Origin of the sequence: Brevibacillus sp. NSP2.1 (assembly GCF_000470975.2) — a bacterium.
Classification (GTDB): Bacteria; Bacillota; Bacilli; order Brevibacillales; family Brevibacillaceae; genus Brevibacillus; species Brevibacillus agri.
In genome coordinates, this window is record NZ_CP048274.1 from 4,335,096 (window position 1) to 4,359,339 (window position 24,244).

The window sequence follows — 24,244 nt, forward strand, 5'->3', positions numbered from 1 at the left end:
CTCGCTTATTCGAACTCGATTGTAGCAGATTTTCCGTGCAGAAAAAAGACAAAAAACGCCCCCTGCAGCTTACAGGGAGGCGTACTCGCCGATTCGTTTGAACTTCTCGTATCTGTCCTGTACCAGTTCATCCGGGCTTAAACGGCCCAACTGTTCCAGTTGCTCGGAGATGACCGCCTTGACCGAGGTCGCCTGTGCAATCAGATCGCGGTGCGCTCCTCCAAACGGCTCGTCGATGATGCCGTCAATCACGCCGAGAGCGAGCAGATCGGGAGCGGTAATTTTCATCGTCTCCGCTGCGCGCATGCCCAGGCTGGAATCTCTCCATAGAATCGCAGCCGCACTCTCCGGCGCAATCACGGAGTAATAGGAGTTCTCCAGCATATAGATGCGGTTGCCTACGCTGATCGCCAGCGCGCCGCCACTACCGCCTTCGCCGATGACAATGCAAATAATCGGCACGCGAAAGGTAGCCATCTCCCGCAAGTTGCGGGCAATCGCTTCGCTTTGGCCGCGTTCCTCTGCCGCTTTGCCTGGATAAGCTCCTGATGTATTGATAAAGCAGATGATCGGCCGTCCGAATTTGTCGGCCTGCTGCATGATGCGCAAAGCTTTGCGGTAGCCTTCCGGATGAGCCATCCCGAAGTTGCGCTTGATGTTGTCTTTCGTGTCTTTGCCTTTTTGATGGCCGATAACCGTCACCGGGCGCCCGTCAAACTTGGCAATCCCGCCCACGATCGAATGGTCGTCCCCGTACAGCCTGTCCCCATGTACTTCCAGAAAATCAGTAAAAAGAAGTTGAATGTAGTCCAAAGTCGTTGGTCTTTCCGGGTGACGGGCCAGTTGGACGCGCTGCCACGGCGTCAGGTTGCCGTAAATTTGTTCGGCAAGCTCTTTTGCCTTTTGTTCCAGACGCTTTACTTCGTCGGAAAAATCAATGCCTTTTTCTTCGGTAAAGCGACGCAATTCCTTGATTTTGTCTTGCAACTCTACTAATGGCTTTTCAAAGGGGAGTTCGCCTGCCATATTTCCACTCCTTCCCGTGACGTGTGCATCTCTACCAGATTGGACAGCGTTTGGCGCATGTCTTTACGGTGCACGACCATGTCGAGCTGACCGTTTTTCAGCAAAAATTCTGCTGTCTGGAAGTCTTTTGGCAGCTCCTGGCGAATGGTTTGCTCGATGACGCGACGTCCCGCAAAGCCGATCATGGCGCCCGGTTCCGCGATGTTGTAGTCACCGAGCGAAGAAAAGCTCGCCGACACGCCGCCGTATGTAGGATTCGTCATGACCGAAATAAACAGCAAGCGCTCGCGGTCAAGTCTGGACAAAGCCGCGCTTGTTTTCGCCATCTGCATCAGGCTGAGAACGCCTTCCTGCATGCGCGCCCCGCCGGATGCGGAGAACAGGATGAAAGGCAGTCGCCGTTCGATCGCTTGCTCAATCGCACGCGTAATTTTTTCCCCGACAACCGAGCCCATGCTGGCCATGCGGAAGCGGGAATCCATGACGCCAATCACGATGCGGTTGCCACCGAGCAGCCCCTCGCCGGTGATGATCGCTTCGTTCAGTTTGGTGTTGGCCATGTCCTGCTCCAGCTTTTCCAGATAGCCTGGAAACCCGAGCGGATTGGCGGTAATCAAATTCGCGTCAAACTCCTCTGTCAGAACCCCATCATCCAAAATGGATTGCAACCGCTCCGGCGCGGACATGGAGTAATGGTACTGGCAGCCCTTGCATACGCGCAAATTTTTTTCCAAATCCTTCGAGTAGTGGATCGTCCCACAATGTGGGCATTTATTCATCAATCCCTCAGGGACTTCCTTCTCCTTCGTACCCGCTTCCTTGCTAGCGTCGGTGGAAGCAGGGACACGTGCCAGTGTCTCAGAAGGGACAGTGGCAAATTTGCGCTTTTTCCCGAAAAGATCTTTTAGCACAGGTACACCCCACCTTTCTCATCAGTGAAGGATCGAGCCGAGTACATCCCGGACTTCATTCAGTTCGCCCTCGGGCACGAGAATCTCGTATTGCTTCGAGACCTTCGCCTCGCGAACCTTGACCAAAAACCCTTCATCTGTCAAACGTTGCTGTATCCGTTCAGCTATTTTAGCGCTAGGAGCGATGTAGATGACCGTCCACATGCTGGCTTCCTCCTTCATCGTCCAATACAGGTCTGCATCATCATATCACAGCGCCAGCGCCCCTCGCAAATAGGAGAAAAATCTAGAGCTTGCTGTTCTCCAGATGGTGCCTCATTCTCTCAACCGCGACATTGACATCGCCTGCGCGGATTGCCTCCATGATCTCGCGATGCTCTTCCAGCGCCATGCGCGCCCTGCCTTCCCGCGACAGCGATTCCGTCCGCACGCTGTTGCTATACTCTACCAACGGCGTCCAGATGCGGTGCAAAATGGAATTGCGGCTGGATCGGCAAATCACGCGATGAAACTGATAGTCTTCTTCCGTAGGAACCTCGCCTCTCTCTACCCGTTCGTGCGCAATGGCGAGAATCCGTTCCATTTCTTCAAAATGCTTCGCGGTCGCCCGCCTACAGGCGAGACGAACAGCGTCGATCTCCAGCATTTTGCGCATTTCGATCAAGTCCTTCTTGGTTTTCGTATCCCGTAGGATAAAAAAGCCAAGAATATCGATCAGACGGTTGTGCCGATAATGCTTGAGGAAGGTGCCTTCTCCGCGGCGAGTCTCGATGAGCCCGAGCAGTTCCAGGGCACGGAGAGCTTCGCGTACAGAGGATCGCCCTGCTCCCAACTGCTCAGACAACTCTCGCTCCGACGGAAGCTTGTCGCCAGGCCTTAAGTTTTGCTCCTGAATGATTTCGTGAAGTTGCAGGAGAATGCCTTCGTAAACCTTTCGATCTTGAGTGGAGTCGAGCACAATGACCCTCCTTATTGCTACTACTGGTGAAGTGAAGCACCCTCCACATATTCACGTCCGATACAGGTGCTCGTGGAGGGTGTTTGACTGCACTTCCCTTACACTTGCTGGTAGGAAATGGCTGCCAGACTGGCTGTTTTCTCTTTTACTGCTTCCGGATCGACGGTGATGCGGGCTACGCCGCTTTCCATCGCCGCTTTGGCTACGGCTGCTGCAACGTTTGGAGCAACACGCGGATCGAATGGAGCTGGAATTACTTTTTCAGCAGAGAGCTCTTCTGGCGAGATCAGGTCGGCAATGGCATAGACGGCTGCCAGCTTCATCTCTTCGTTGATCTCGGTCGCGCGCGTATCCAGCGCCCCGCGGAAAATGCCCGGGAAAGCGAGGACGTTGTTCACCTGGTTCGGGAAGTCGGAACGGCCTGTACCGACAACCGCTGCGCCCGCTGCTTTTGCCTCGTTCGGCATGATTTCCGGAGTCGGGTTCGCCATGGCGAAGATGATCGGATCGCGGTTCATGGAGCGCACCATTTCAGGAGTGACAGCACCTGCTACGGATACGCCGATAAATACGTCTGCCCCTTTCATCGCTTCTGCCAGATCGCCTTGCAGCTTGCTGCGGTTCGTGATTTTCGCCATTTCTTCTTTTACCGGGTTCATTCCGTAGTCGCGGCCTTCGTACACGATTCCTTTTGTATCGACCATGATGACTTCTTTTACGCCCATGGAAATCAAAAGTTTCATGATCGCGATACCAGCGGCGCCCGCACCGTTCGCCACTACGCGGATGTCCTCCAGCTTTTTGTCCACTACGCGCAGGGCGTTAATGAGACCGGCTGCCGTCACGATCGCCGTACCGTGCTGGTCGTCGTGGAAGATCGGGATGTTCGTCTCGCGCTTCAGGCGCTCTTCCACTTCGAAGCACGCAGGAGCTGCGATATCTTCGAGGTTCACGCCGCCAAAGGTCGGCTCAAGCAGCTTCACCGTCTCGACGATTTTGTCCACGTCGGTTGTGTTGAGGCAGATCGGGAAAGCATCCACGCCTGCGAAGGATTTGAACAGTACCGCTTTTCCTTCCATCACGGGCATCGCTGCTTCCGGACCGATGTTGCCGAGGCCGAGAACGGCTGTACCGTCGCTCACGACAGCAACGAGGTTGCCTTTCATGGTGTATTCGTAAACTTTGGACTTGTCGTCGAAAATGTCTTTGCAAGGTTCAGCTACGCCAGGAGAATAAGCCAGACTCAGGTCGTACGCATTGCGAACAGGAACCTTTGTCACAGCCTCCAGCTTCCCTTTATTTTTTCGATGAAGTTCCAGCGCTTCCTCTCTCAGATTAGACATCTTTTACCACTCCATTTCGCGATAATCTTTCTATGATTGCTTGAACAGCCTCTTTAATGCTTGAAAGCCCTAAGTGGTCTGACCACTTATTGAGTTATGAGTTCACTATATAGCAAAAACTATTATCCTGTAAACCTGCCGAAAACGGCGAAAAAGGGAGGACATTCCTCATCCTCCCCAATTTATGGGCAATTCTTTCGGAATTACGCTGTCACGTCCCACAATTTCTCGCGCTTGCTCCAAAAATGACTCGTCCACCTCTACCCGAATATCGTCGGGAAGGCGAATTGTCTGTCTTTTTCCTTCGTAAAACAAAATCACAGGAATCGTTCCTTTTTTTTCGACAAACAGCCGTTGCAGACGTTGCAGTGTCGAATCGTGCTCCTGCTGGGCCGATATTTTGACAAACAGAACCGTTTCCGTCGTCGGCGCAGGCAGCGCCTCGGCATCCCAGAAGCGCGAAGCGAGCAGCTTCACCGTATCATCCTGATGGTCTACCCGCGCTTCGGCCACGACGATGCGCTCCTTGCCCAGAAGCTGCCCGTACTTGGCAAACACTTGCGGAAAAACGACCAGCTCGACGGGCATCGTCTTGTCTTCCAGCGTAAGGAACGCCATCGGGTCGCCTTTTTTCGTCTGGATGCGCTTTTCTTCCGTAATCATTCCGAACACCTTGACCGTCTTGTCGCGAGCGACTTCACTGAGAGCGGAGATGGCGGTCACTTCCGGGCGGGCAGCCACATGGGCATACTGGTCGAGCGGATGGCCGGAGAGGTAGACGCCGATCAGCTCTCTTTCTTCTTTCAACTGCTGCGTGCGCGAAAGCGGCGGCACCTCCGGGTATTCCGCAGGGTCCCGTGGCGGGGCAGACTGCTCCTCTCCGGCAAACAGGTTGAGCTGGTTTGCGTCCCGCTCCACACGTTTGGCGTTTGCCTTGCCTACCGCTTCATCGAGCAACAGCAGCAGTTGGCTGCGGTGACCAGGCAGCGAATCGAGCGCGCCGCACAGTGTCAACGACTCGACCACCCGCCTGTTCACGAGCCGCGCATCCACTCTGGCGCAAAAATCGAACACGTCCCGATACGGCCGGCCAGCGCGCTCCTTCACGATGGACTCAATCGCGCCGTAGCCGACGTTTTTTACGGCAGCAAGCCCGAAGCGGATGGCATCGTCTTCTACCGTAAAGTACGCGGCGCTCTTGTTGACATCCGGGCCAAGCACGCGCAGGCCGAGACGGCGCGCCTCTTCCGTGTACTCGGCGATCCTCGTCTGCGAGCCGATGGACAGCGACAAAAGCGCCGCCATGAAAGCGAGCGGATAGGTCGCTTTCAAGTACGCCATCTGGTAGGCGATGATCGCGTAGGCGACGGAGTGGGCCTTGTTGAAGCCGTAATCGGCGAAGCGCACAATCAGGTCGTACACCTGGTTGCCCAACTCTTCCCCGTAGCCATGGCGGACGCAGCCTTCCACGAATTTTTCCCGCTGCTCGGCCAGCAGCTCGCGTTTTTTCTTGCCGACTGCCCGGCGCAAAATATCGGCCTCGCCCAAGCTGAAGCCAGCGAGCGTAGACGAAATCTGCATGATCTGCTCCTGGTAGATCATAAAGCCGTGCGTTTCGCGCAAAATCGGCTCGAGAATCGGATGGGCGTACTGGACTTTGCTCTGGCCGTGCTTGGCGGCAATGTACTGGGGAATAATCTCCATCGGTCCCGGACGGTACAGGGCGAGTACAGCGATGATGTCACCCAAGCTGGTCGGCTTCAGGTCGCGAAGCACATGGCGCATCCCGCCCGACTCCAACTGAAACACGCCTGTCGTCTCGCCGCGCGACAGCATGCGGAACGTTTTCGGATCGTCTGTCGGAATTTTTTCCAGGTCAAGCTCAATCCCTTGCTCGGCGAGGTGGCGGAGTGTCTCCTGAATGATCGTCAGGTTGCGCAGCCCGAGAAAATCCATTTTCAACAGGCCCACTTCCTCCAAAATCTCCATCGGATACTGGGTGAGCGCCAGCCCTTCGTTGCCTGTTTGCAGCGGCACGTAGCTGGTCAGCGGCTCGCGCGAAATGACGACGCCCGCCGCATGGGTGGAAGCGTGGCGCGGCAGCCCTTCCACGCCTTTTGCTGTCGCGATCAGCAAGGCGGCCTGCTTGTTTTCGGCACACAGCTTGCCGATATCCGGGTTGAGCTCTATCGCGCGGTCAATCGTCATCCCCGGCGATTGCGGAATCATTTTGGCCACGCGGTCGATAAGCCCAAGCGACAGCCCGAGCGCCCGGCCGACGTCGCGCACCGCAGCGCGAGCCGCCATCGTCCCGAACGTAATGATCTGGGCGACGCGGTCGTGACCGTACTTTTTCGCCACGTAGTGGATCACTTCGTCGCGCCGCTCCACGGAAAAGTCGATATCAATATCCGGCATCGTCACCCGCTCGGGATTGAGAAAACGTTCAAAGAGCAGGTTGAAGCGGAGCGGATCGACGTTTGTAATTTTCAGCGCATAGGCGACAAGGCTGCCCGCGGCAGAGCCCCGGCCCGGCCCGGTCGGAATGCCGTGCTGGTGGGCGTAGCGCATGAAGTCCCACACGATCAGGAAGTAGTCGGTAAAGCCCGTTCCGGTAATGATCGACAGTTCGTGATCGAGCCGCTCCCGGATTTGCGGCGTCATTTCCCCGTAGCGTTCCCGGCAGCCTTGCTCGCAGAGCGAACGCAAATATTGTGCCGAATCTTGTCCCGCAGGCAAGGGAAATTCCGGCAAAATGTGCGCGCCAAACGACAGCTCTACGCTGCATCTGTCTGCGATCATGGCCGTATTCGCCAGCGCCTCGGGCGCGTAGGAAAAGGCCGCTGCCATCTCCTCGCCGCTTTTCAAATAGTATTGGTCGGTTTCGTAGCGAAAACGGTTTTCCTCATCGATCGTTTTGCCTTCCTTGATCGCGAGCAGGATGTCGTGCTGGCGATGCTCGTTTTGCATGACGTAGTGCACGTTGTTCGTGGCGACCAGCGGAATGCCCGTCTCCTGGCTCAGCTTGACCAGGCGAGCATTGAGCCTGCGCTCGCTCTCCAGGCCGTGGTCCGCCAGCTCCAAAAAGTAATTCGCTTCGCCGAACACGCGCCGATGCCACAAGGCCGCTTCCAGCGCCGCCTGCGCTTCGCCTGCGAGCAAAAGCTGCGCGACTTCGCCGTGCTGGCAGCCGCTGAGCGCAATCAGCCCTTCGGCATGCCGGACGAGCGCTTCCTTGTTCACGCGCGGGATGATGTAGTTTCCTTCCGTATTGGCGACTGTCGCCAGCTTGAGCAGGTTGCGGTAGCCCGTTTCGTTTTCCGCCAGTACGACCAAATGGTGCGGGGCAGGCGCATTGCGCACGCGATCCTGCAAGTTTCCTTCGATCACGTACAGCTCCATCCCGATGATCGGCTTGATCTGCGCTGCCTGGCAAGCTTTATAAAAAGGGACAGCCCCGTACAGGTTGGCGTGGTCGGTAATCGCCAGCGCGCTCATGCCCAACTCCTGTGCACGCGCTACCAGCGCCTCGATCCTCGCCGCTCCGTCTAGCAAGCTGTACTCTGTATGAACGTGCAAATGGACAAAGGAGGTCATCTGCTTCCTTCCTCTCCTGTTTTACGAGTCGATTCGTTTTCGTAGCTTTCTCTATCATTATACCGAAAGTAAGAGGAATGTGGGGGAATAAGAACGAATGTTCCTGTTTGAATTTGACCTTTCTTGCTTTGATTTGGTAGGATAATACCAGATTTGTTCGAAAGGATGAAGCCATCTATGTGGTCGGCCTTTTATTTGACCGGCGTTCTCGCTTCGCTCGTAGCCAGCGTCTATTTCAGCATCCACGCGCGCAGACGCGGCATCCATCCGCTGGAGTCCCGGATGACGCTTGGCAAAATGAATATTGCACTTGGCATTCTCGTCTCTTTGTTCGGCCTCAACCAGTTTACGTTTGATACGCTCGATACGATCCGCATCGTGGTCGCGATCGTCATGCTGCTCGTCGGCGTGATGAACCTGTATTTGGGAACCCGCAACTTTTTGCACTATCGCAGCGCCTGGCGGGCAGAATTGAAAAAAGGCATCTGAGAGCTAAAAAGCATGGGAACAAACAGATTGTTCGGCATGCTTTTTTCTTTGACAGGAGGTGGATTTGTGAAGAAATGGACAACGGGCAAGCAGCTCGCCATCTGCTCTACATTGCTCGGGCTGATGCTTATTTCCAGCATCGTCGTGCTGCTGCTCACGCCACACACGTTTGTCCGCGCCCTGCATCTCGTAGTCGTCGTCGCGTTGTCGATGGCGCTCGGGGCTTTTGCCCGGGAGTTTTTTCTTTTGCGGGAAAAGAAAAAACAGGCTAAAAGAGAGGCGTAGCGGTTATTGCGATGCTTCTCTTTTAGCCTGCTGGAAATAGTTTTCCTGAATTGCCAATGGTTTGCCATGGCTAAGCACAATCTGTTCTCGCTATAATCAGTTTGTGTGACATTCTATTGTTTCAGACAACCTGAGCGAAGTGCCGACGGTTGTCCTTTTTTATGCCCTTTTTGCATGGCGATTGTTTCCAGTTAACGCAAATCCTCTGCTTTGGCCCACATTTCCTCGGGGTTCAGCTCGTAGATGCCGTCTTCCCGATACATGTAGTGGTTCATGACAAATTCCCGGCGAATCGTCGCGTAATCTTCGTGGAACTGGCGGATGTAGTCGTTGATCTCCTGCTCCTTGTATTTCCGGCCGTGCTCCAGCCCCCGGACCATGTGTTCGAACACGATCAGCTTTTTCTTGCGCTGGGACGGGATTTGCTTCAGCTTGCCGTCTGGAGTCAGGAAGCTTTTGATTACGTGCATGTGTTCCGCTGCCATCTGGGCCCTCCTCTGATCGTGGTTTTCCTCCGCTTGCGCAAACAGCCCTTCTTCGCTAAAGTCCTTCGCCCGTTCGAGCACGTTCAATATAGCTTGGGTCTGCCGCTTCATGTTGGCTTCGTGCAAGTAAAAGTAGATCGTATTTTTATCTCGCCGCTCGTAGACGATCCCCGCCTCCCGCAGCTTCGCCATATGGTGCGTAATCGTCGGCGGCGTCACGCCGAGCTTCCCAGCCAGCGCCTGCCCGTGCAAGGGGCCGTTTGCCAAAATCGCGAGGATACGCACCCGCGTCGGATCGCCCAAGGCTTTGTAAAAGGTGACGAGTTTATCCAGTTGCACAGGGATGCTCCTTTCTTTTTGGGGCGGCGTGTGTTGTGCATGAGATTAGATGAAATTCTAATTAGATGATAGTGTAACTTGGTGGTTTTTGTCAATGTGTGGTGGTTTCTTTGGGTTATCCTCAGGATCGGTTGGGGTTTCAAAGAGCTTCGCTTTTTCTTCGTTTTCCTCCCAGGGGCTGTTTGATTGGGCGGAGCTTTTTTAAGGGGAAAAGCGTCGGTTCAGTTCGGCAGCAATGGTCGGGGAAAAAAGAAGCTGTTGGCTGGGACAGGGCTTTTAACGGCCAAAAGCTCTCTACCTGGCCGTATGGCTGATGGAAAATGTAAAGTAGTATCTAAAACTAAATGTATCTGCTGGAAAGTCTAATTTTTACTTGTAACGTATCCTTACGAGATTGCTAATCACGTTAGAGGCTCTGTTTCAGATGAAGTCTGGGATTCGCGGGCAACAGAAACGCAACCCTGACTAGACTACGAAGCGGCTACCACTTTTGCGTTTCCCCGCGAATCCCTGCGGAGCGGACAGTCCCCGCTTCCCTGCAGGACGTAGACCGGGCCCCGCTGAACGCGAGCGATAGCTTGTGTTCAGTGGGTGAAGACCGGAGCTTAGTCCGGAAATATTCTTCTCTCCGCAACAGCCCCGCTTAAAAAACATCAAAAAAGGACAGCCCCTCTAAAAAGAGACTGCCCAAAAACACTACACACCTCACCGATCAATAATCTGCGCCGTAATCATCGCCTGCCCGACGAGCTGCTCGCCGTGGTAGACCGAAACCTCCACCTTCCCGAAGCGCCGACTGATATCCAAAAGCCGCGGCTGCACCTGGATGTGGCTCTCCATCTGTACCGGCTTCAAAAAGTACACCGTGATGTTTTCCGGCACCATGTCGCCCCGGCGATGCTGACGCAAGAGATTACAAGCCGCTTCCACCATCACCGTGGTCATGATTCCGCTCGCAATCGTCCCCAGATGATTCGTCATCTGCGGAGTGACGTCGCCCAGATAGACCAGCTCGTCAGCCTGACGCTCCTCGCGGAAATGAGACATAATCAGGTTCGGAAACGTTTCGCTCATCTGTGGCTGCTTCGCCGTGAACTGGAGCGCTTTCAACACATCGTTGCGGCTCAGCACGCCCACCAGCTTGCGATAATTGTCCACGACCGGCAACAGCTCGATCCCTTCCCACACCATCATGTGCGCCGAAGACGCCACAGACACGCGCGGCGAAGTCGTGATCGGATTTTTCGTCATCACCTTGTCGATCGTCGCCGTCTCTTCGTGGCCGATAATATCCTTCGAAGTCACGATCCCGATCAGACGCATCTGCTCGTCGACAACCGGAAAGCGCGTATCCTGATACAACTCCGTATACTGATGCCATTTGGCGACCGTATCGCTCGGCAGCAGTACCGGCGTCTCCGCAAGCGGCTTCAGCACGTCCTCCACCATCACGATTTCCTTTTTAATCAAACGGTCGTAAATCGCCCGGTTAATCATCGACGCGACCGTAAACGAATCATAGCTGGACGAAATGATCGGCAGAGCCAGCCGATCCGCCAGTTGCTTGATTTCCTCGCTCGTATCGAAGCCGCCTGTTATCAGTACGGCTGCGCCTTGCTGCAAAGCGATCTTGTGCGCCTGATAGCGGTTCCCGACAATCAGCAAACTGCCCGCGTCGATGTAGCGCATCATCGCTTCCAACTGCATCGCGCCGATCACGAATTTGTTCAATGTCTTATGCAGCCCTTCCCGTCCGCCCAGTACATGGCCGTCGACGATGTTGACCACCTCGGCAAAAGTCAATCGCTCTATGTTTTCCTTTTGCTTCTTCTCGATTCTCACTGTGCCGACACGTTCAATGGTGCTTACGTATCCTTGTGTTTCCGCTTCCTTGATAGCGCGGTAGGCCGTACCCTCACTCACATCCAGGTCTTTGGCGATCTGCCGCACGGAAATCTTCGAACCGATCGGAAGGCGATCAATATGCTGCAAGATTTGTTCATGCTTCGTTGCCATATTGCTACTCCCCCTTCCTGGTCTCCCACCCGTTCCAATGTACGCGCGCTCCTTCGAACAATATACCCGAAGGCGCGGCAAAAAAAAAGGGTAGCTTTTTCAAGCTACCGATCAGAAAGTATATCATTAAGGGGGTTTTCATCGTGCTTTTATCTTACCCAAGGAATATTACAGGATTATTACAAGGCGGTTACAGTTTCTTTTCAGTTTTCCTACCCTAACCAGCTTGCCAAAAGCCCCTGGACCAGCCCGATGATCCCGCCGAGAATAAAGCCGAGCACCGTAATCATGCGAAACTCTTTTCCCGAGATGCCGACGACCATCTCTTCGATTCTTTCAATCGGGAAGCCCTCTACCTGCCTTGTCACAATATCGCGAATCGCCAGCCGCGAAAAAATGCGTTCCACGTTTTGCTGCAGCGACTCTACCATCCATTTTGCCAGCCGCGGGACGAGGTTCGTCTGGACTGTCTCCTGAATGGGCGCGGTCAGGCGCGACAGCGGCTCATCGACCAGCCGCAGGCTCTGTTCCTCGATTTTGGCGAAAAGCGCCCGCGACCAGTCGTCGATCTGCTCGCGACCAAGCCACTCCACCAGCTCGCCGACATTTTTGTCCAGCAGCTTGTCCGCTTCCTTGCGCAAAAACTGCTGCAGGCGTCCGGCCAGCTCCGGGCTTTGCAAAAGGTCGTCGAGAGCCGGGAGAATTTTGCCGATGATTTTGTCGTCGGTAAGAAACATGCCGACCAGCCCGCCAAACATCCCTCCGCCGCCACCGAGCATGCTTTTGACCATGCTCTGCAACGTTTGCTGTCCTTCCGGTGAGTGCAGATAGCCGCGCAAACGGTCCATCAGCAGTTGGCTGACCGTCGCGAACGTGGCGTCCAGGCGCTCTTGCCCCGCGTGCGGGATCAGCTCGCGCAGCTTTGTTTCTTCATATTGACTGAGCAGATGTTGGACAAAAGCGTCCCACTTCTCCTGCACAGGAGCGCGCACGCCTTCCTTCCAGCCTCCATCCTCCGTGAACAAATCGGGAACAGCGGCAAGCAAAGCCTGACGCAACGTACGCTCGTCCGCCATCCAGTGCATCGCCAGATTGTTCATCCAGCTTGCCAGCGTGTTTTCCAGACCGCCCTGGGCAAGCGCCCGCCTGACGCCTTCTGTCGTGAGCAAATGCTCTTCCACCAACCTGCCCATTTGTATTGCGATGTCATCCCGCCTTCTCGGGATCAGTCCCGGGGTAAACGGCACCTTCCAATTGCCGATATACCAAGGCTTGAGCGGCCGGAAAAGCATGCGGATGGCCAGTTCGTTCGTGACGCCGCCAATGACAGAACCGACGCCAATATTCACTAATACTATCCATAAGTTCATAAATCCTAACAACCTTTCTTCTCTGCATGGCACCAAACGATTTGGCTACTCATACCATAGACTAACTTTATGCCTGATGGGAAGGGGATAGCCATGTCTTACGTTCCAACCATCGTCGTCGGATACGAGCCAAAGACGGAAGTAGACCTTTACCTGCCCCAGGCGCAAATGCGCAAATGGAATCTTTCTTCGCCCACCGCTACTGTCCAATTCGGAAGCAAAACGGTTCGCGCCCGCATCAGCGGCATAGATCGCAGCGGCCAAACACTCATCCGGCCCGCCGTGGCTGGGTCGCTTCGCCTCCCTACAGGCGTTCCTCTGCTGCTGCGCTACGACGCGGACCAACAAACGCTTGTTTTCGGGCCGTATGTAGGGATTCTCGTATCCTCTTACAATGCCCAATTTACGCAATCCCCGTTTGGACCGTTGTCAACTTTTTTCAACGAGCTAGCCGATATTTGCCGCAAGCGTGGAGGAATCATCTGCGCATTCCGACTTCAGGATGTCAATTGGGATGCCGGCATCGTGCGCGGCCTTGTTCGGAGAGGAGGAGTATGGCGCCAAAAAGTGCTGCCGCTGCCCCAATGTATCTATAACCGCCTCGTCTCCCGCCAAAGGGAGCGCAGCGAGCAGATGGCGAATTGGCTGCAGCGCTGCAAGGAAGCCAACATCCCCTTCTTCAACGAGCGTTTCTTGAACAAGTGGCACGTGCACTCCGCTCTGCAAAATCAGGAAAGCGCCGCCGAGCATCTTCCTGCCATGGTTCGCTTTCAGAGCCTGGGAGATTTGCGGATGATGCTGTCTACGTATCGCACTGTTTATGCAAAACCGGCAAATGGAAGCATGGGACGAGGGATTATCCGGCTGCGCCGAACGCAGGAGGGGTATCAGCTCGCCCGCCCAGGCGGGTTTGGCAAAACGTTCTCCAGCATAACCGGCTTGCACCAGTACTTGCACAAACAGACAAAAGGCAAACCTTATTTGCTGCAGCAAGGTTTACCGTTGATCGGCATGCACGGTCGGCCGACTGATTTTCGCGTGCTGGTGCAAAAAAATCGCGCAGGCGAATGGGCCGTCACATCTATGGTTGCCCGTTTGGGATTGAATCGCATCGTTTCCAATATATCCAGAGGCGGCCAGATGATGACGCCCCTTCAGGCACTGCGTGTATGTGGACCATGGGCCAGCTCCGTTCGCCCGTCTCCAGCCACGCTAAAAGAAGTGGCCCTCAAGCTGTCCGTCCTGCTTGAAGAAGCACTGCCCGGCCATTACGCAGAATTCGGCGTCGATCTCGGCGTGGATGTCCGTGGACAGGTGTGGCTTTTGGAGGTGAACAGCAAGCCTTCCAAAACCGCCAATACCATTCCTTTGCCTGAAGGCGTGGAGGAGCCGCCCCGACGCGCCCGTCCTTCCGTCGTACGCATGCTGGAATACTCATCCTACATCAGTGGTTTTCCCCGGACAGCCAAACCGAAACCAAGGGCGACAACAGGCAAATCCAAAGGCAAGAAAAACAGGCGAAGGTGACCCACATGAGAGCAGACGCGAGAAGTCTTGGCATCATGACCCGCTGCCAAGGCTCCCACTTTGTAGACAAAGGGTATTACAAAAAGCTGACGCTGTACGGACGCAAGCACGGCATTCGCGTCTTTGTGTTCTCGCCGCGTCAGGTTAACTTTTCCTCGCGAACGGTAAAAGGCTTCGAATACCGCAACGGATCGTGGCAAGCAAATGTTTTCCCGCTCCCGGCCTTGATCTACGATCGGTGTTTCGTAGGCCCAGCTTACCGCCACTATAAACCATTTGTGGAAAAGTTGCAAAACGATCGCAACATTACATTTTTGGGGCGTGGTCTGTCCGGGAAGTGGCAGGTTCACCAAATGCTGTCCAAGTCGCCGCTGCTGTCTTCTTATTTGCCGCCGACCGAAATTTTGTCGTTCGCCACCGTGCAAGACATGCTGCAAAAGCACGGAGCTGTCGTCATCAAGCCCATGGCGGGAACGCATGGAATCGGGGTCGTTCGCATCAAGGAGACAAAGAGCGGCTACGAGGCGACCGGACGGAACCGGGAAAATCGGCCGTTTCGCAGGCAGATCCGGGACACCGCCGGGCTGAAGACTTTTGTCGCCTCGTTTACCTCCGGGCGCAAATTCCTTGTACAGCCCTATCTCAAGCTGCATACCCCGGATGGCACCCCTTTTGACGTCAGGGTGCTCGTACAAAAAAACGGGCAGGGTGAATGGGAGACGACAGGAAAAGCTGTTCGCCTTGGCGACAAGCGAAGCATTACCTCCAACCTGCATGGAGGAGGCAAGGCAGAGCCGCTCTCCGCGTTTCTAGCCCGGCATTTCAAGCCTGCCGTCCACTCGCGGATCGATCAGACGATCAACCAGCTCGCACAGGAATTGCCGCGCTTTTTGGAGGATTGCCACGGCAGGCTTGTCGAGTTGGGGATTGATGTCGGCATCGACACGGCCGGAAATGTCTGGGTCATCGAGGTCAACAGCAGGCCAGGACGGACTGTGTTTCGCTTGATTGACGACCCGGTCGCCAAACGCCACTCCATTACCCAGCCCGTTCGATACGCCCACTATCTCATGAAAGAGCGCGTAGGAGGTTACTAAGCATGGAAACGTTCAGAATGCGGCTTCGCTTCCTTTCCAATCCCCGTGTCAGCGGGATCATCCTGCCGACTAATCTCTTCTCCAAGCTACAGCTACGCCATCGCCAAAAAATTACGGTCATGCTGGGCAAAAAGGAAGTCGTCGCAACCGTACTGCAAGACAAGCGAAATCCTGATTCCAATGTCATCAAAGTGACCACGCTGCTCCAGTCCGAGCTGGGCATCCCGCACGGCGGTTTGATCCAGCTCAAGCTGGAGGATTCGACGCTTCGAATCGGTCCGGCGATCGGCATCGTCACGACAGGCATTCGCAGGGACCCGCGGCAGCCGATTGGCCAGCGCACTTCTTTTTTCTACAAGCTGCTGCAGGCCCAGGAAGGCAAAGGCGTCTTTTACTATATTTTCTCCCCGCACGACGTGGACTGGAGTACCAATACGGTCAACGCCTGGTTTTTGCGCAAGGGCAAGACCGGCGGGTACTACTGGAAAAAAATCGTCACCGCCATGCCGGACGTAGTCTACGACCGGATTCCTTCCCGCTCGGCGGAAAAGCACGAAGCTGTGCGGGAGTTCAAATACAAGCTCGCCAGCTATCCGAACATGCCGATGTTCAACCAAGGCTTTTTCAACAAGTGGGGAGTCCACCAGATTCTCTACCCGAATCCGGAAGTCAACGAGCACATCCCGGAAACGTACACGTCCCCCTCGCTTGCGACTGTGCGGAATTTGCTGAAAAAATACACGATCGTGTATTTGAAGCCGAAAAACGGCAGCCTCGGCTACGGCATCGTGAAAGTCGTCAGACAGTCGGGCGGCGGCTACACAGCCTCATATCACAACGGCAGCGGCAATGTAAAGCGGCAGTTTTCCAAGCTGTCCAGCCTGTACCAGCACGTGTTCCGCAGCCGGAGAGTCGGCAGCTACCTGGCGCAGCAAGGCATCCCGCTCAAAACCTTCCACGGACGCCCGTTTGACTTCCGCGTTCATCTGCACAAAAACCAGCAAAACGAATGGGTAGTTTCCTGCACGGCTGCCAAGGTAGCCGGCTCCGGCAGCGTGACGACGCACGTGCGCACGGGCGGTACCGTCATTCCCGGAGACGAACTGCTCCACCATCTGTACGGAAAGCAAAAAGCGCTGATGTCCGAGCGAATCAGCGAGGCTTCCATCCGCCTTGCCACGGCGATCGAGCAGGCAAAAGGCATCGACCTTGGCGAATTGGGACTGGATATGGGCATCGACATCCACGGCCATGTCTGGATGTTCGAGGCAAACTCCAAGCCCGGCCGCTCCATCTTCAAGCACGCCCGGCTCAAGCAAGCCGATCAGGAGTCCCGCAAGCTGCTCGTCGACTACAGTTGTTATTTGGCCAATTTCTAGGCGATAGACAAACAGCACCGTTTTTCAGGAAGGAGGAACACCCATGCTTCAGCAGCGCTCCGGGTGGCTGACCATCCTCCCCAGCGGCAAATGGTTCATCCAGCTACCACGGCAAGCTCTAGGCAAGCGGTCGCAAAAGAAACTGTTCGCAAGCCTCGGTCCGTTTTCGCACAACAAAAGGGTGTACACGGGCTTGCCCGCGATGCAGCCAGGGCGGTTTCGAACGCGGATCAACTGGAAAATGATGAACGACTCGCTAAAGCTTGGCCCTCTGATTGGCATTCTGACTGTTGGCGAGGGCGCAGCGTTTTTGGGTAATCGCGAAAACTTCAAGGACATCTCGCAATCTGGCAAGCGTTGGGGGGCGCTCGTGTACGTCTTCACTCCGCAAGGCATCAACTGGGAGAAAAAGAAGGTACGCGGCTATTTGTACAATCACAAGCAAAATCTGTGGCAGGAAGTCGTTCTCCCCTTCCCGCACGTCGTCTATAACCGCATCCCTACCCGAAAGGCAGAGCAGCGTCCCGAAGTCAAAAAAGCTTTGGCCCGCATCCACGAGATGCCGAACGTCACCTTGTTCAATCGCTGTTTTTTCGACAAGCAAGAGCTTTTCTCCATGCTAAAAAAGTACCCCGAGGTGCATGCGTTTCTCCCGGAGACGAAAAAGCTCGATACGCTCGCCCGCTTCAAAGGCTTTTGCACCGAGCATCGCTTCGTCTACCTCAAGCCGGTGCGCGGCAAGGCCGGGGAAGGGATCATGCGGGTCGAATACAAAAACGACGGCTGGCGGCTTCAGCGGCTCAAGGAACAACGGGCCGTCACGCGCCGCTTTTCCAATCTGGAAGATTTGTGGAAGCACGTAAATAGCCACGTCCGGCAGCAGCGGTACATCATGCAGCAAGGCATCCGCAGGGCACGCTTCAACGGCAAGCCTTTTGACGTGCGGGTACTCGTGCAAAAAAACGGCCATGGCGAATGGGGCGTAACCGGCGTCGGAATCAGACGCTCCGGCTCGCAAAGCATCACTACGCACGTCCCGCGCGGCGGCTCCATCCACTCCTTGTCTTCCGTCCTCCAGACTTTGTTCAAGGCTGATCCGGAAAAGATGGAAGAAAAGATTCACCAGACAGCGCTTACGATCGCAAGCACGCTGAACGAGGAGATCAAAGACCTGGCTGAAATGTCGATGGACCTCGGCCTGACAGAAGACGGCAGCCTCTGGTTTTTTGAAGCGAACGCCAAGCCGGAGAAGTTCGATGAGCCTTCGATCAGGCGCTTGTCGCTGTCCAATCTCATCCACTACGCCCAGTACGTATCCAGACTGCAAAGCGGGCGTGAAGCCGCAGCAGGGTAATCGCCATGAAAAAATCGTTGAAATACGTGATCTTACCTCCGCAAGCACTGGCTGAATCTCAGGCGACTCTGGTGAGATTTGCCCGTCAGGAAGGGGATCGGCGCATCACCAAGCACGCAATCGACTGGCTCTCGCGCCTGACCCCCAAGCTGCTTTCCAAAAAGGATTCCAGTGTCGCTCTTGCCATGAACGGGAAACGCGTCGTTGGCTTGTTCGCCGTTTCCCGCTGTGGACTGGGTCAATCCTTCCTGGTTGTAGATAAGCGCTACCGCAATCGGGGAATCGGCAAAGCGCTGACGACGCTCATCTGTCAGCGCTTGCCCAAACTGTACGTGCGCGTAGCTCTCGATAATGAGGCAAGTCTTACCCTTTTTCGCACCATGGGCTTCGAGCCTGTCAAAGCGAGCATCGGGCCAACGGGAAAGCCTACGCTCTGGTTCGCTTTTGGCCACTGGAATCCCACCGATTTGCAGGAACATGCCGGATGATGTCCGGCATGTTTTTTGCCATGCGCTCGTCGATTTCTTCACTAATGCGAATTCTTTTGCTTCATCCGTTCGTGCATGAGGAAACCTTCCTTGGTAAAAATACTCTGCAGGAGGTGGTCTTTCCCATGACCTACACAAACAACAACAATAACAACCAAATGCAATCTCAACAGCAACAACAGTTCCTCGGAGCGATGAGCCCATCCGGAGCTATGTTCCAGCCAGGCTTCGCCGGAACAAACGTCCAGGAAGTTCAACACTGGAACCATGGCGGACATGCCCAATCTATCGGGACTCCTACATACGGCATGGCTTCTGGTGGCGGAGCGAGCGGTGCTCAATCGATCTTCTCGCCAGGATTTGCGGGTACGAACGCTCAGGAAGTACGTCAGCAAAACCACAGCTACCAGGCTCCGCAGCAGCAAGGCTATGGCCAGCAACAAGCGTATGGCCAACAGCAACAACAGCAAGCGTATGTGCCAAACCAGGCATTCAACGCCATCATGCATCAATCCGGCAACTACGCGCAGACGCAGCCTTCCTACAACCAAGGCTACGGATCCGGAGCAGGCTCGATCTTCTCGCCTGGCTTCGCTGGCACGAACGCTCAGGAAGTGCGTCAGCAAAACCAACAAGGCTACACAGGCTATCAAGGGTTTGCAGGCCAACAGCAGCCGTACACCGCTCAAGTCGCTTATCCTCCAGCGCTGACTGGCAGCATCTTCTCCCCTGGCTTTGCCCATACAAACGTCCAGGAAGTGCGCCAGCAAAACCATGGCGGCGGCTATGCTGCTTCGCTTCCGCAAGGCGGCTTCGGCATGCAAGCTCAGTACGGCCAGCAGCAACAACAGCAAGCTCAGCAATACCAGCAACCGCTCGGCTCGGGAGCGCACTCGATCTTTTCTCCCGGCTTTGCTGGCACTAACGTTCAGGAAGTACGCCAACTGAACACGCCAGGCCAGGCAGCTCCACACACTGGCTCCATCTTCCCAGGCAGCTTCTAAAAAGTCGCCGGGCAAAGGCTTTGCCATGCCTTCTGGCTTGGCTTCAGCACCAAAAAAAGCGTGACCATCTGCGGACGGTCACGCTTTTTCATTTGGGGACAGCCTGCGCTGTTCCTCTATCGCGGCGTACAAGGCATGCAACTCGACCAAGCTCGACTCGTCCACGGTAAACGTGAAACCGTCGAATAGGTAGGCATCCTGTTCGATCCCCGGGCAAGACCAGCCGGAGCCAAGAGCGGTGAACTGGGCAGCTACACACGCCTCGGTCTGCTCTAACTGTTCGCGCACGGCTACATGCCGTTCCAGCGCGGCCCGAAACGTGTCCATCACGAGCGCCAGCCGCTCATCCTGCCGGGCCAGCCGATAGAGAGCCAGCTCGATCTGCAGCCAGCACGTCACGTAAAAATGAAACTCCAAAAACAACGTAGTCAGCGCCGCTCGCAGCGGACGGTCATCCCCGCTCGTCTGCATCTGCTCCCAGCAGGCGTGCGCCTCCCGCTTTTTTTCCTGGATTAAGTCGTAGTGACTGACAGCACCGCGGTAAAACTTGCGGACCACATTGTACAGCATCTCGGGTGTCCGAGACGGAAGACCTCTGTGTCTGTTGGGCACATCACGCATGTATCGTTCCCTCTTTTCAAACGACCTTCGTCTTCCTATTGTACAACATTCGCGTTCCGGCGGTGTGCTTCCTTGCTTTCAGGCTGCCGTCCCTTATTCCTTGCCGTTTTTCCAGTAATCGTAGGCGTGAATGGCATGCCCCATGAACGAAGAGTACGGATCCAGCGCTTTTGTCACCTGTTCCAACTGCCGATGCATCTCGCTCATTCCTTCCTCGTAGAACGAAATGCCGTTCCCTTCGTGACTCTCCTTTGTCTCGACTGCGACGACGATCTTTTTTCCGATGCTCTGCGCGTATTTCACCTGATTTTCTACCAAGCCGACGATGCGATCCGCCCGATCGCGAAAAGCCATTAAAGTCGTATGGTCCAACTGCTCGATCATCCAATGGGAAAACGGCGTGTCCGGCTGTCCCGGCACAGGCGTATTGTCCAGCCAGGCGGCAAGATCGACGCTCGCTTCCAGTTGGCCGTCCTGCTTCGTCTCCTCGACAAACGCCTGAATGTTTGCCATCCACTGGCGCAATACGTTGTCTTTATCCTCTCGCCAGACAGGCATCACATACGGCTCGATATCGAGATGGATGCCTTGAAATTGCTCGCCTGACTGTACCGACTGGTTGTACGCTTTCACCCAGTTGACGAGCTTCATGATTTTCCCTCTGCTCTCTGCCAGTGCCCAGACCGGATGGCCGCCCATGGCGTGCACCTCGATGCCCGCCGCTCGGGCCTCCCGCACGAAATCGCGGTAGTAGGAGTGGGGTTGCTCCAAATCCAGGCGAACGTAGAGCAGATTGACGCCGTTTTGTTCGGCAAAGGCGAGGATTTCCTCTTTTTCAGTGCCGATCAGCTCAGCGCGCCAAATATAGGTGCCTTTGTAGCGCTCTTTTGTGACCGGAGCCACCGGGAGAGCCTCCTTCCAATAGCGGTAGTCGTGGATCGCGATACCGGAGTAGGACGGATGGTCGCCCAATTTTTCGGGCAAAAGCGCGAGCTGTCGATTCATCTCCTCTACGCCTTCCTCGGCAAAAGAAGCGTGGTCGTCGCCGAGCTTTTTCATGTTGACGGCAATCATCACCCGCGTGCCCAGCTTGTCCGCTTCTTTCAGTTCATCCTCCACCAGTGCCAGAATGCCGTTTTTCCCGGACAGCGTATCGCGGTAGGCCATGATGCACACCGTGTCAAACTGCTCGATCATCCATTGCGACACCGATACAGACTGCTCGCCCGGAACGGGAATATCGTCGAGCCAAAAGGCGAGCGCCACGCTTGCCACAAGCTCGGGCTGTTTTTTCACTTCGCTCGTAAACGCCTGCACATTGGCTTGCCACTCCCGGATGATCCGCTCGCGATCCGTCTCCCAGAACGGCAGCAAGTACGGCTCGATGTCCAGTTGAATGCCGCGGATGCGCTCGTCTTCCGCCGCTTCGAGGTTGTAGTTTTTCACCCATTTGACGATATTCATCATCCGCTTTTCGTTGCTTTTAAGCGCCCAGGCAGGGTGTCCGGCCACGGCGTGCACCTCCACGCCCATCGCATTCGCTTCGCGGATAAAGGCGCGGTAGTAGTCAAACGGCTTGTTCATTTCGATCCGCAAGTAAATCAGGTTGATCTCGTTGCTTTTGCAAAATTCCAGAATTTCCCGTTTTTCGTCTCCGATGATTTCGGATTGCCAAATCCACGTGGCTTTACTCTTTTTTTCCGCCGGGGAAAAGCCGAACAGAAAGCCGAGCGTCAGGCAGAGAACACTAAGGTAGATAGGCGCGGCTTTCATCTGTGCTAGCTACTCCTCTCATTGGCTTCTATGCTTCGTTTCCAGCTTTCGTAGTCGTGAATGGCGCTGCCTGCGAACGCCGGGTTGCCGGACAGCTCCTGCTGCAAAATCGCCAGTTGGCTTTTCATCTCCGCCGGACCGTCGTCGTAGAAGCTCACATGCGAGCCTTCCGCCGATTCCATAATGTTGACCCCGACGATCACCGAGCCTTTTTTCCGCGAGTTGGCGTCGGCTACGATCTTTTTCACAATCTCGACAATGCCGTTGTCTCCCTGGGCGCGGTTGCGGTACGCCATCAGCGTGATGCTGTCGAGGCGCTGCACCATCCAGTTGCTGACTTTTTCCGAGCTTCCCGGGACGGAAACGGAGTCGATCCAGAACGGCAGGTCTGCGCCCACCGCCAGATCGGTGTCCTTCTTCGTCTCGGCCACGAGGTACGCGACATTTTTCAGCCATTGGCGCACGACATCCTGCTGCGACTCCTTCCAGGCGGGCAGCAAGTACGGCTCGATATCGACGTGGATGCCACTAAAGCGCTCGTCCGCCCTGGCGCTCCTGTTGTACGCTTTCACCCAGGAGATCAGTTCGTCGATGCTTTGGCGGTTTTTGGTCAGCGCCCAGTTGGGATCGCCGCCCAGCGCCTCCACCTGAATGCTGGCCTGCCCCGCTTTGCGGATGAACGTCCGGTATGCCTCAGGCGAAACGGCGGTCGGCTCTACATGGAGATAGATCAGGTTGATGCCGTTTTCCTCGGCAAACGCGATCATTTCGTCTGTCTGCGTCTCGATTTGTTTGGCGTGCCAAATCCAGGTGGCTGTCGTCAGGGCAGCGCGAGAGTGGTTGGAGAGCACGAGCATGAGGATGGAAGCGGCCGCAAAAATCGCCATCCCGGCCCATAGCGGCCCGTATTTTCGCAGCGCCCGCATCAATTCAGGCCGTGATCCTGCCCGTTTGTCGTCGCTGCCACCTCAACTGCCGCCCTGTCTGTGTACGCGCTCCCGTCAAATGAGGAAAACGGCGGAACCCGCGTGTAATCCTCGACGACCATATCCTTGACGTGGGCGTGCGGCCCAACCTGGCAGCCTTCCCCGATCTGCGTTGTGCCAAGCAAAAACGTTCCGGGGTACAGCACCGTATCGCGCCCGATCGTCACGGCCGAGTCGATGTACGTAGCGGCCGGGTCGATCATGGTCACGCCGCTCTTCATGTGGCGCTCGTTGATCCGCTTGCGCATGAGCCGCTCCAGGTGGGCGAGCTGCACGCGGTCGTTTACGCCTGAGCCTTCCTCCGGATCTTCGGTAACGTGTGCGGCCACCAGTTCTCCCTGCTCCTGCAAAAGCGCCAGGACGTCTGGCAAGTAATACTCGCCCTGCGCGTTCTGATTGGAGACGTTCGGGAGGGTCGCAAAAAGCTTTCGATTATCGAAGCAAAAGATGCCCGTGCTGATTTCGTTCACCTTTTTTTGCCCGAGGGTCGCGTCCTTTTCCTCGACGATTTTGCGGACATCGCCGTTCTCGTCGCGAATGATTCTTCCGTAGCCGGTCGGGTCTTCCACGATGGAAGTCAAAACCGTCGCTGCCGCCTGCTTCGACTGATGGTAGTCGAGCAGACGCCGCAGCGTTTCGCTTTGCACGAGCGGCGTATCGCCATTGAGCACGATCGTCACGCCGTTTTGCTCTGCGAGGATGTCTTTGCTCATCCATACGGCGTGCGCGGTGCCGAGCTGCTCCTTCTGCTGCGCGTATTGCACGCGGCTTCCGAGCTGCTTTTTCACGGCTTCGGCCCCGTGACCGACAACGACAACCAAGGTATGTAGTGACAAAGGCTCCAGTGCCCCGACGACATGCTCGATCATCGGCTTGCCGCACAGCGGATGCATGACTTTGTACAAGGCAGAGTTCATTCTGGTTCCTTTTCCTGCTGCGAGCACTACTGCGTGTATGTTCATCCTGTCGCCTCCACTCTGGCCAGCCGGTTAGATGCATGCTGGCCTTGCTGGATTTGCTGTTCGAAGTACGGCTTCAATTCATCAGTCAACGTGTGGATCATCATGTTCAAATCTACGTCTTTCCTCTGCACGCCTAGCTGATAGGCCTGGAGCATGATCTCCAGCAAAATCTCCTGGTTCAACTCCCGCTTCGAGGTGCTCATTTACCCGTTCCTCCTCGCAAGTCCATATGGT

22 protein-coding genes are annotated in these 24,244 nt (G+C 55.5%); 8 read left to right on the plus strand and 14 right to left on the minus strand.

All coding sequences use genetic code 11. The features are described from left to right. Window positions 1–69 precede the first annotated feature (69 nt). The 6 genes from accA to M655_RS21045 form a co-directional block, all read right to left on the minus strand. Window positions 70–1,026, minus strand: a complete 957-nt coding sequence (gene accA / locus M655_RS21020) for an acetyl-CoA carboxylase carboxyl transferase subunit alpha (RefSeq protein ID WP_005831390.1) — start codon at window positions 1,024–1,026, stop codon at window positions 70–72. Continuing rightward, window positions 993–1,937 carry an acetyl-CoA carboxylase, carboxyltransferase subunit beta gene (gene accD, locus M655_RS21025; protein WP_005831392.1) on the minus strand — a complete coding sequence of 315 codons (945 nt, stop codon included), beginning with the start codon at window positions 1,935–1,937 and terminating at the stop codon, window positions 993–995. The genes accA and accD overlap by 34 nt, the downstream gene beginning before the upstream one ends. A gap of 21 nt (window positions 1,938–1,958) precedes the next feature. Next, window positions 1,959–2,141, minus strand: coding sequence for a hypothetical protein (locus M655_RS21030; RefSeq protein ID WP_005831394.1), 183 nt, complete (start codon window positions 2,139–2,141; stop codon window positions 1,959–1,961). 82 nt (window positions 2,142–2,223) lie between these two features. Further along, window positions 2,224–2,895 carry a FadR/GntR family transcriptional regulator gene (locus M655_RS21035; RefSeq protein WP_005831396.1) on the minus strand — a complete coding sequence of 224 codons (672 nt, stop codon included), beginning with the start codon at window positions 2,893–2,895 and terminating at the stop codon, window positions 2,224–2,226. Between the two features lie 98 nt (window positions 2,896–2,993). Continuing rightward, complete coding sequence (ystJ, locus tag M655_RS21040) at window positions 2,994–4,238, minus strand: NADP-dependent malic enzyme (protein ID WP_005831397.1); 1,245 nt, start codon at window positions 4,236–4,238, stop codon at window positions 2,994–2,996. A 168-nt stretch (window positions 4,239–4,406) separates the two neighbouring features. Continuing rightward, complete coding sequence (locus tag M655_RS21045) at window positions 4,407–7,835, minus strand: DNA polymerase III subunit alpha (RefSeq protein WP_026557907.1); 3,429 nt, start codon at window positions 7,833–7,835, stop codon at window positions 4,407–4,409. Between the two features lie 177 nt (window positions 7,836–8,012). Here M655_RS21045 and M655_RS21050 point away from each other — a divergent pair, with 177 nt between their 5' ends. Continuing rightward, window positions 8,013–8,324, plus strand: a complete 312-nt coding sequence (locus tag M655_RS21050) for a YtpI family protein (protein WP_005831401.1) — start codon at window positions 8,013–8,015, stop codon at window positions 8,322–8,324. A gap of 66 nt (window positions 8,325–8,390) precedes the next feature. Continuing rightward, window positions 8,391–8,609, plus strand: a complete 219-nt coding sequence (locus tag M655_RS21055; RefSeq protein ID WP_007782699.1) for a hypothetical protein — start codon at window positions 8,391–8,393, stop codon at window positions 8,607–8,609. A 191-nt stretch (window positions 8,610–8,800) separates the two neighbouring features. On the opposite strand, the gene M655_RS21060 is transcribed toward M655_RS21055, so the two are convergent. The 3 genes from M655_RS21060 to M655_RS21070 form a co-directional block, all read right to left on the minus strand. Then, window positions 8,801–9,433 (minus strand): DUF2087 domain-containing protein, encoded by a 633-nt coding sequence (locus M655_RS21060; RefSeq protein ID WP_005831403.1) that lies wholly within the window; start codon window positions 9,431–9,433, stop codon window positions 8,801–8,803. A gap of 705 nt (window positions 9,434–10,138) precedes the next feature. After that, window positions 10,139–11,449, minus strand: coding sequence for a DRTGG domain-containing protein (locus M655_RS21065; RefSeq protein WP_005831405.1), 1,311 nt, complete (start codon window positions 11,447–11,449; stop codon window positions 10,139–10,141). Window positions 11,450–11,661: 212 nt separating this feature from the next. Further along, window positions 11,662–12,819: a DUF445 domain-containing protein gene (locus M655_RS21070; RefSeq protein WP_007782705.1), complete on the minus strand. Its 1,158-nt coding sequence runs from the start codon at window positions 12,817–12,819 to the stop codon at window positions 11,662–11,664. Between the two features lie 93 nt (window positions 12,820–12,912). Between M655_RS21070 and M655_RS21075 the strand changes: the two genes are divergently transcribed. The 6 genes from M655_RS21075 to M655_RS21100 all read left to right on the plus strand — a co-directional run bounded on the left by M655_RS21075 (window position 12,913) and on the right by M655_RS21100 (window position 19,668). Then, window positions 12,913–14,346: a YheC/YheD family endospore coat-associated protein gene (locus tag M655_RS21075; RefSeq protein WP_005831408.1), complete on the plus strand. Its 1,434-nt coding sequence runs from the start codon at window positions 12,913–12,915 to the stop codon at window positions 14,344–14,346. A 5-nt stretch (window positions 14,347–14,351) separates the two neighbouring features. Then, window positions 14,352–15,443 (plus strand): YheC/YheD family endospore coat-associated protein, encoded by a 1,092-nt coding sequence (locus tag M655_RS21080; RefSeq protein ID WP_007782712.1) that lies wholly within the window; start codon window positions 14,352–14,354, stop codon window positions 15,441–15,443. Window positions 15,444–15,445: 2 nt separating this feature from the next. Beyond that, window positions 15,446–16,822, plus strand: a complete 1,377-nt coding sequence (locus M655_RS21085) for a YheC/YheD family endospore coat-associated protein (RefSeq protein ID WP_005831411.1) — start codon at window positions 15,446–15,448, stop codon at window positions 16,820–16,822. 43 nt (window positions 16,823–16,865) lie between these two features. Continuing rightward, complete coding sequence (locus M655_RS21090; RefSeq protein ID WP_007782718.1) at window positions 16,866–18,176, plus strand: YheC/YheD family endospore coat-associated protein; 1,311 nt, start codon at window positions 16,866–16,868, stop codon at window positions 18,174–18,176. A gap of 5 nt (window positions 18,177–18,181) precedes the next feature. Then, window positions 18,182–18,664 (plus strand): GNAT family N-acetyltransferase, encoded by a 483-nt coding sequence (locus tag M655_RS21095; RefSeq protein WP_005831415.1) that lies wholly within the window; start codon window positions 18,182–18,184, stop codon window positions 18,662–18,664. 125 nt (window positions 18,665–18,789) lie between these two features. Beyond that, the gene (locus tag M655_RS21100) at window positions 18,790–19,668 is read left to right on the plus strand and encodes a hypothetical protein (RefSeq protein WP_025846807.1); all 879 of its coding nucleotides are present in this window, start codon (window positions 18,790–18,792) and stop codon (window positions 19,666–19,668) included. Between the two features lie 78 nt (window positions 19,669–19,746). Here the strand turns inward: M655_RS21100 and M655_RS21105 are convergent, their stop codons facing one another. From M655_RS21105 to M655_RS21125, 5 genes are all read right to left on the minus strand, one after another. Then, window positions 19,747–20,289: a hypothetical protein gene (locus tag M655_RS21105; protein ID WP_026557909.1), complete on the minus strand. Its 543-nt coding sequence runs from the start codon at window positions 20,287–20,289 to the stop codon at window positions 19,747–19,749. Between the two features lie 93 nt (window positions 20,290–20,382). Then, the gene (locus M655_RS21110) at window positions 20,383–22,062 is read right to left on the minus strand and encodes a hypothetical protein (RefSeq protein WP_026557910.1); all 1,680 of its coding nucleotides are present in this window, start codon (window positions 22,060–22,062) and stop codon (window positions 20,383–20,385) included. Between the two features lie 5 nt (window positions 22,063–22,067). Further along, on the minus strand, window positions 22,068–22,988 hold the full coding sequence (locus tag M655_RS21115; protein ID WP_026557911.1) for a hypothetical protein: 921 nt from the start codon (window positions 22,986–22,988) through the stop codon (window positions 22,068–22,070). Beyond that, the gene (gene glmU / locus M655_RS21120; RefSeq protein ID WP_026557912.1) at window positions 22,988–24,010 is read right to left on the minus strand and encodes a bifunctional UDP-N-acetylglucosamine diphosphorylase/glucosamine-1-phosphate N-acetyltransferase GlmU; all 1,023 of its coding nucleotides are present in this window, start codon (window positions 24,008–24,010) and stop codon (window positions 22,988–22,990) included. Before glmU ends, M655_RS21115 begins: the two co-directional genes overlap by 1 nt. Continuing rightward, window positions 24,007–24,213: a hypothetical protein gene (locus M655_RS21125; protein ID WP_005831426.1), complete on the minus strand. Its 207-nt coding sequence runs from the start codon at window positions 24,211–24,213 to the stop codon at window positions 24,007–24,009. The genes glmU and M655_RS21125 overlap by 4 nt, the downstream gene beginning before the upstream one ends. Between the last annotated feature and the right edge of the window lie 31 nt (window positions 24,214–24,244).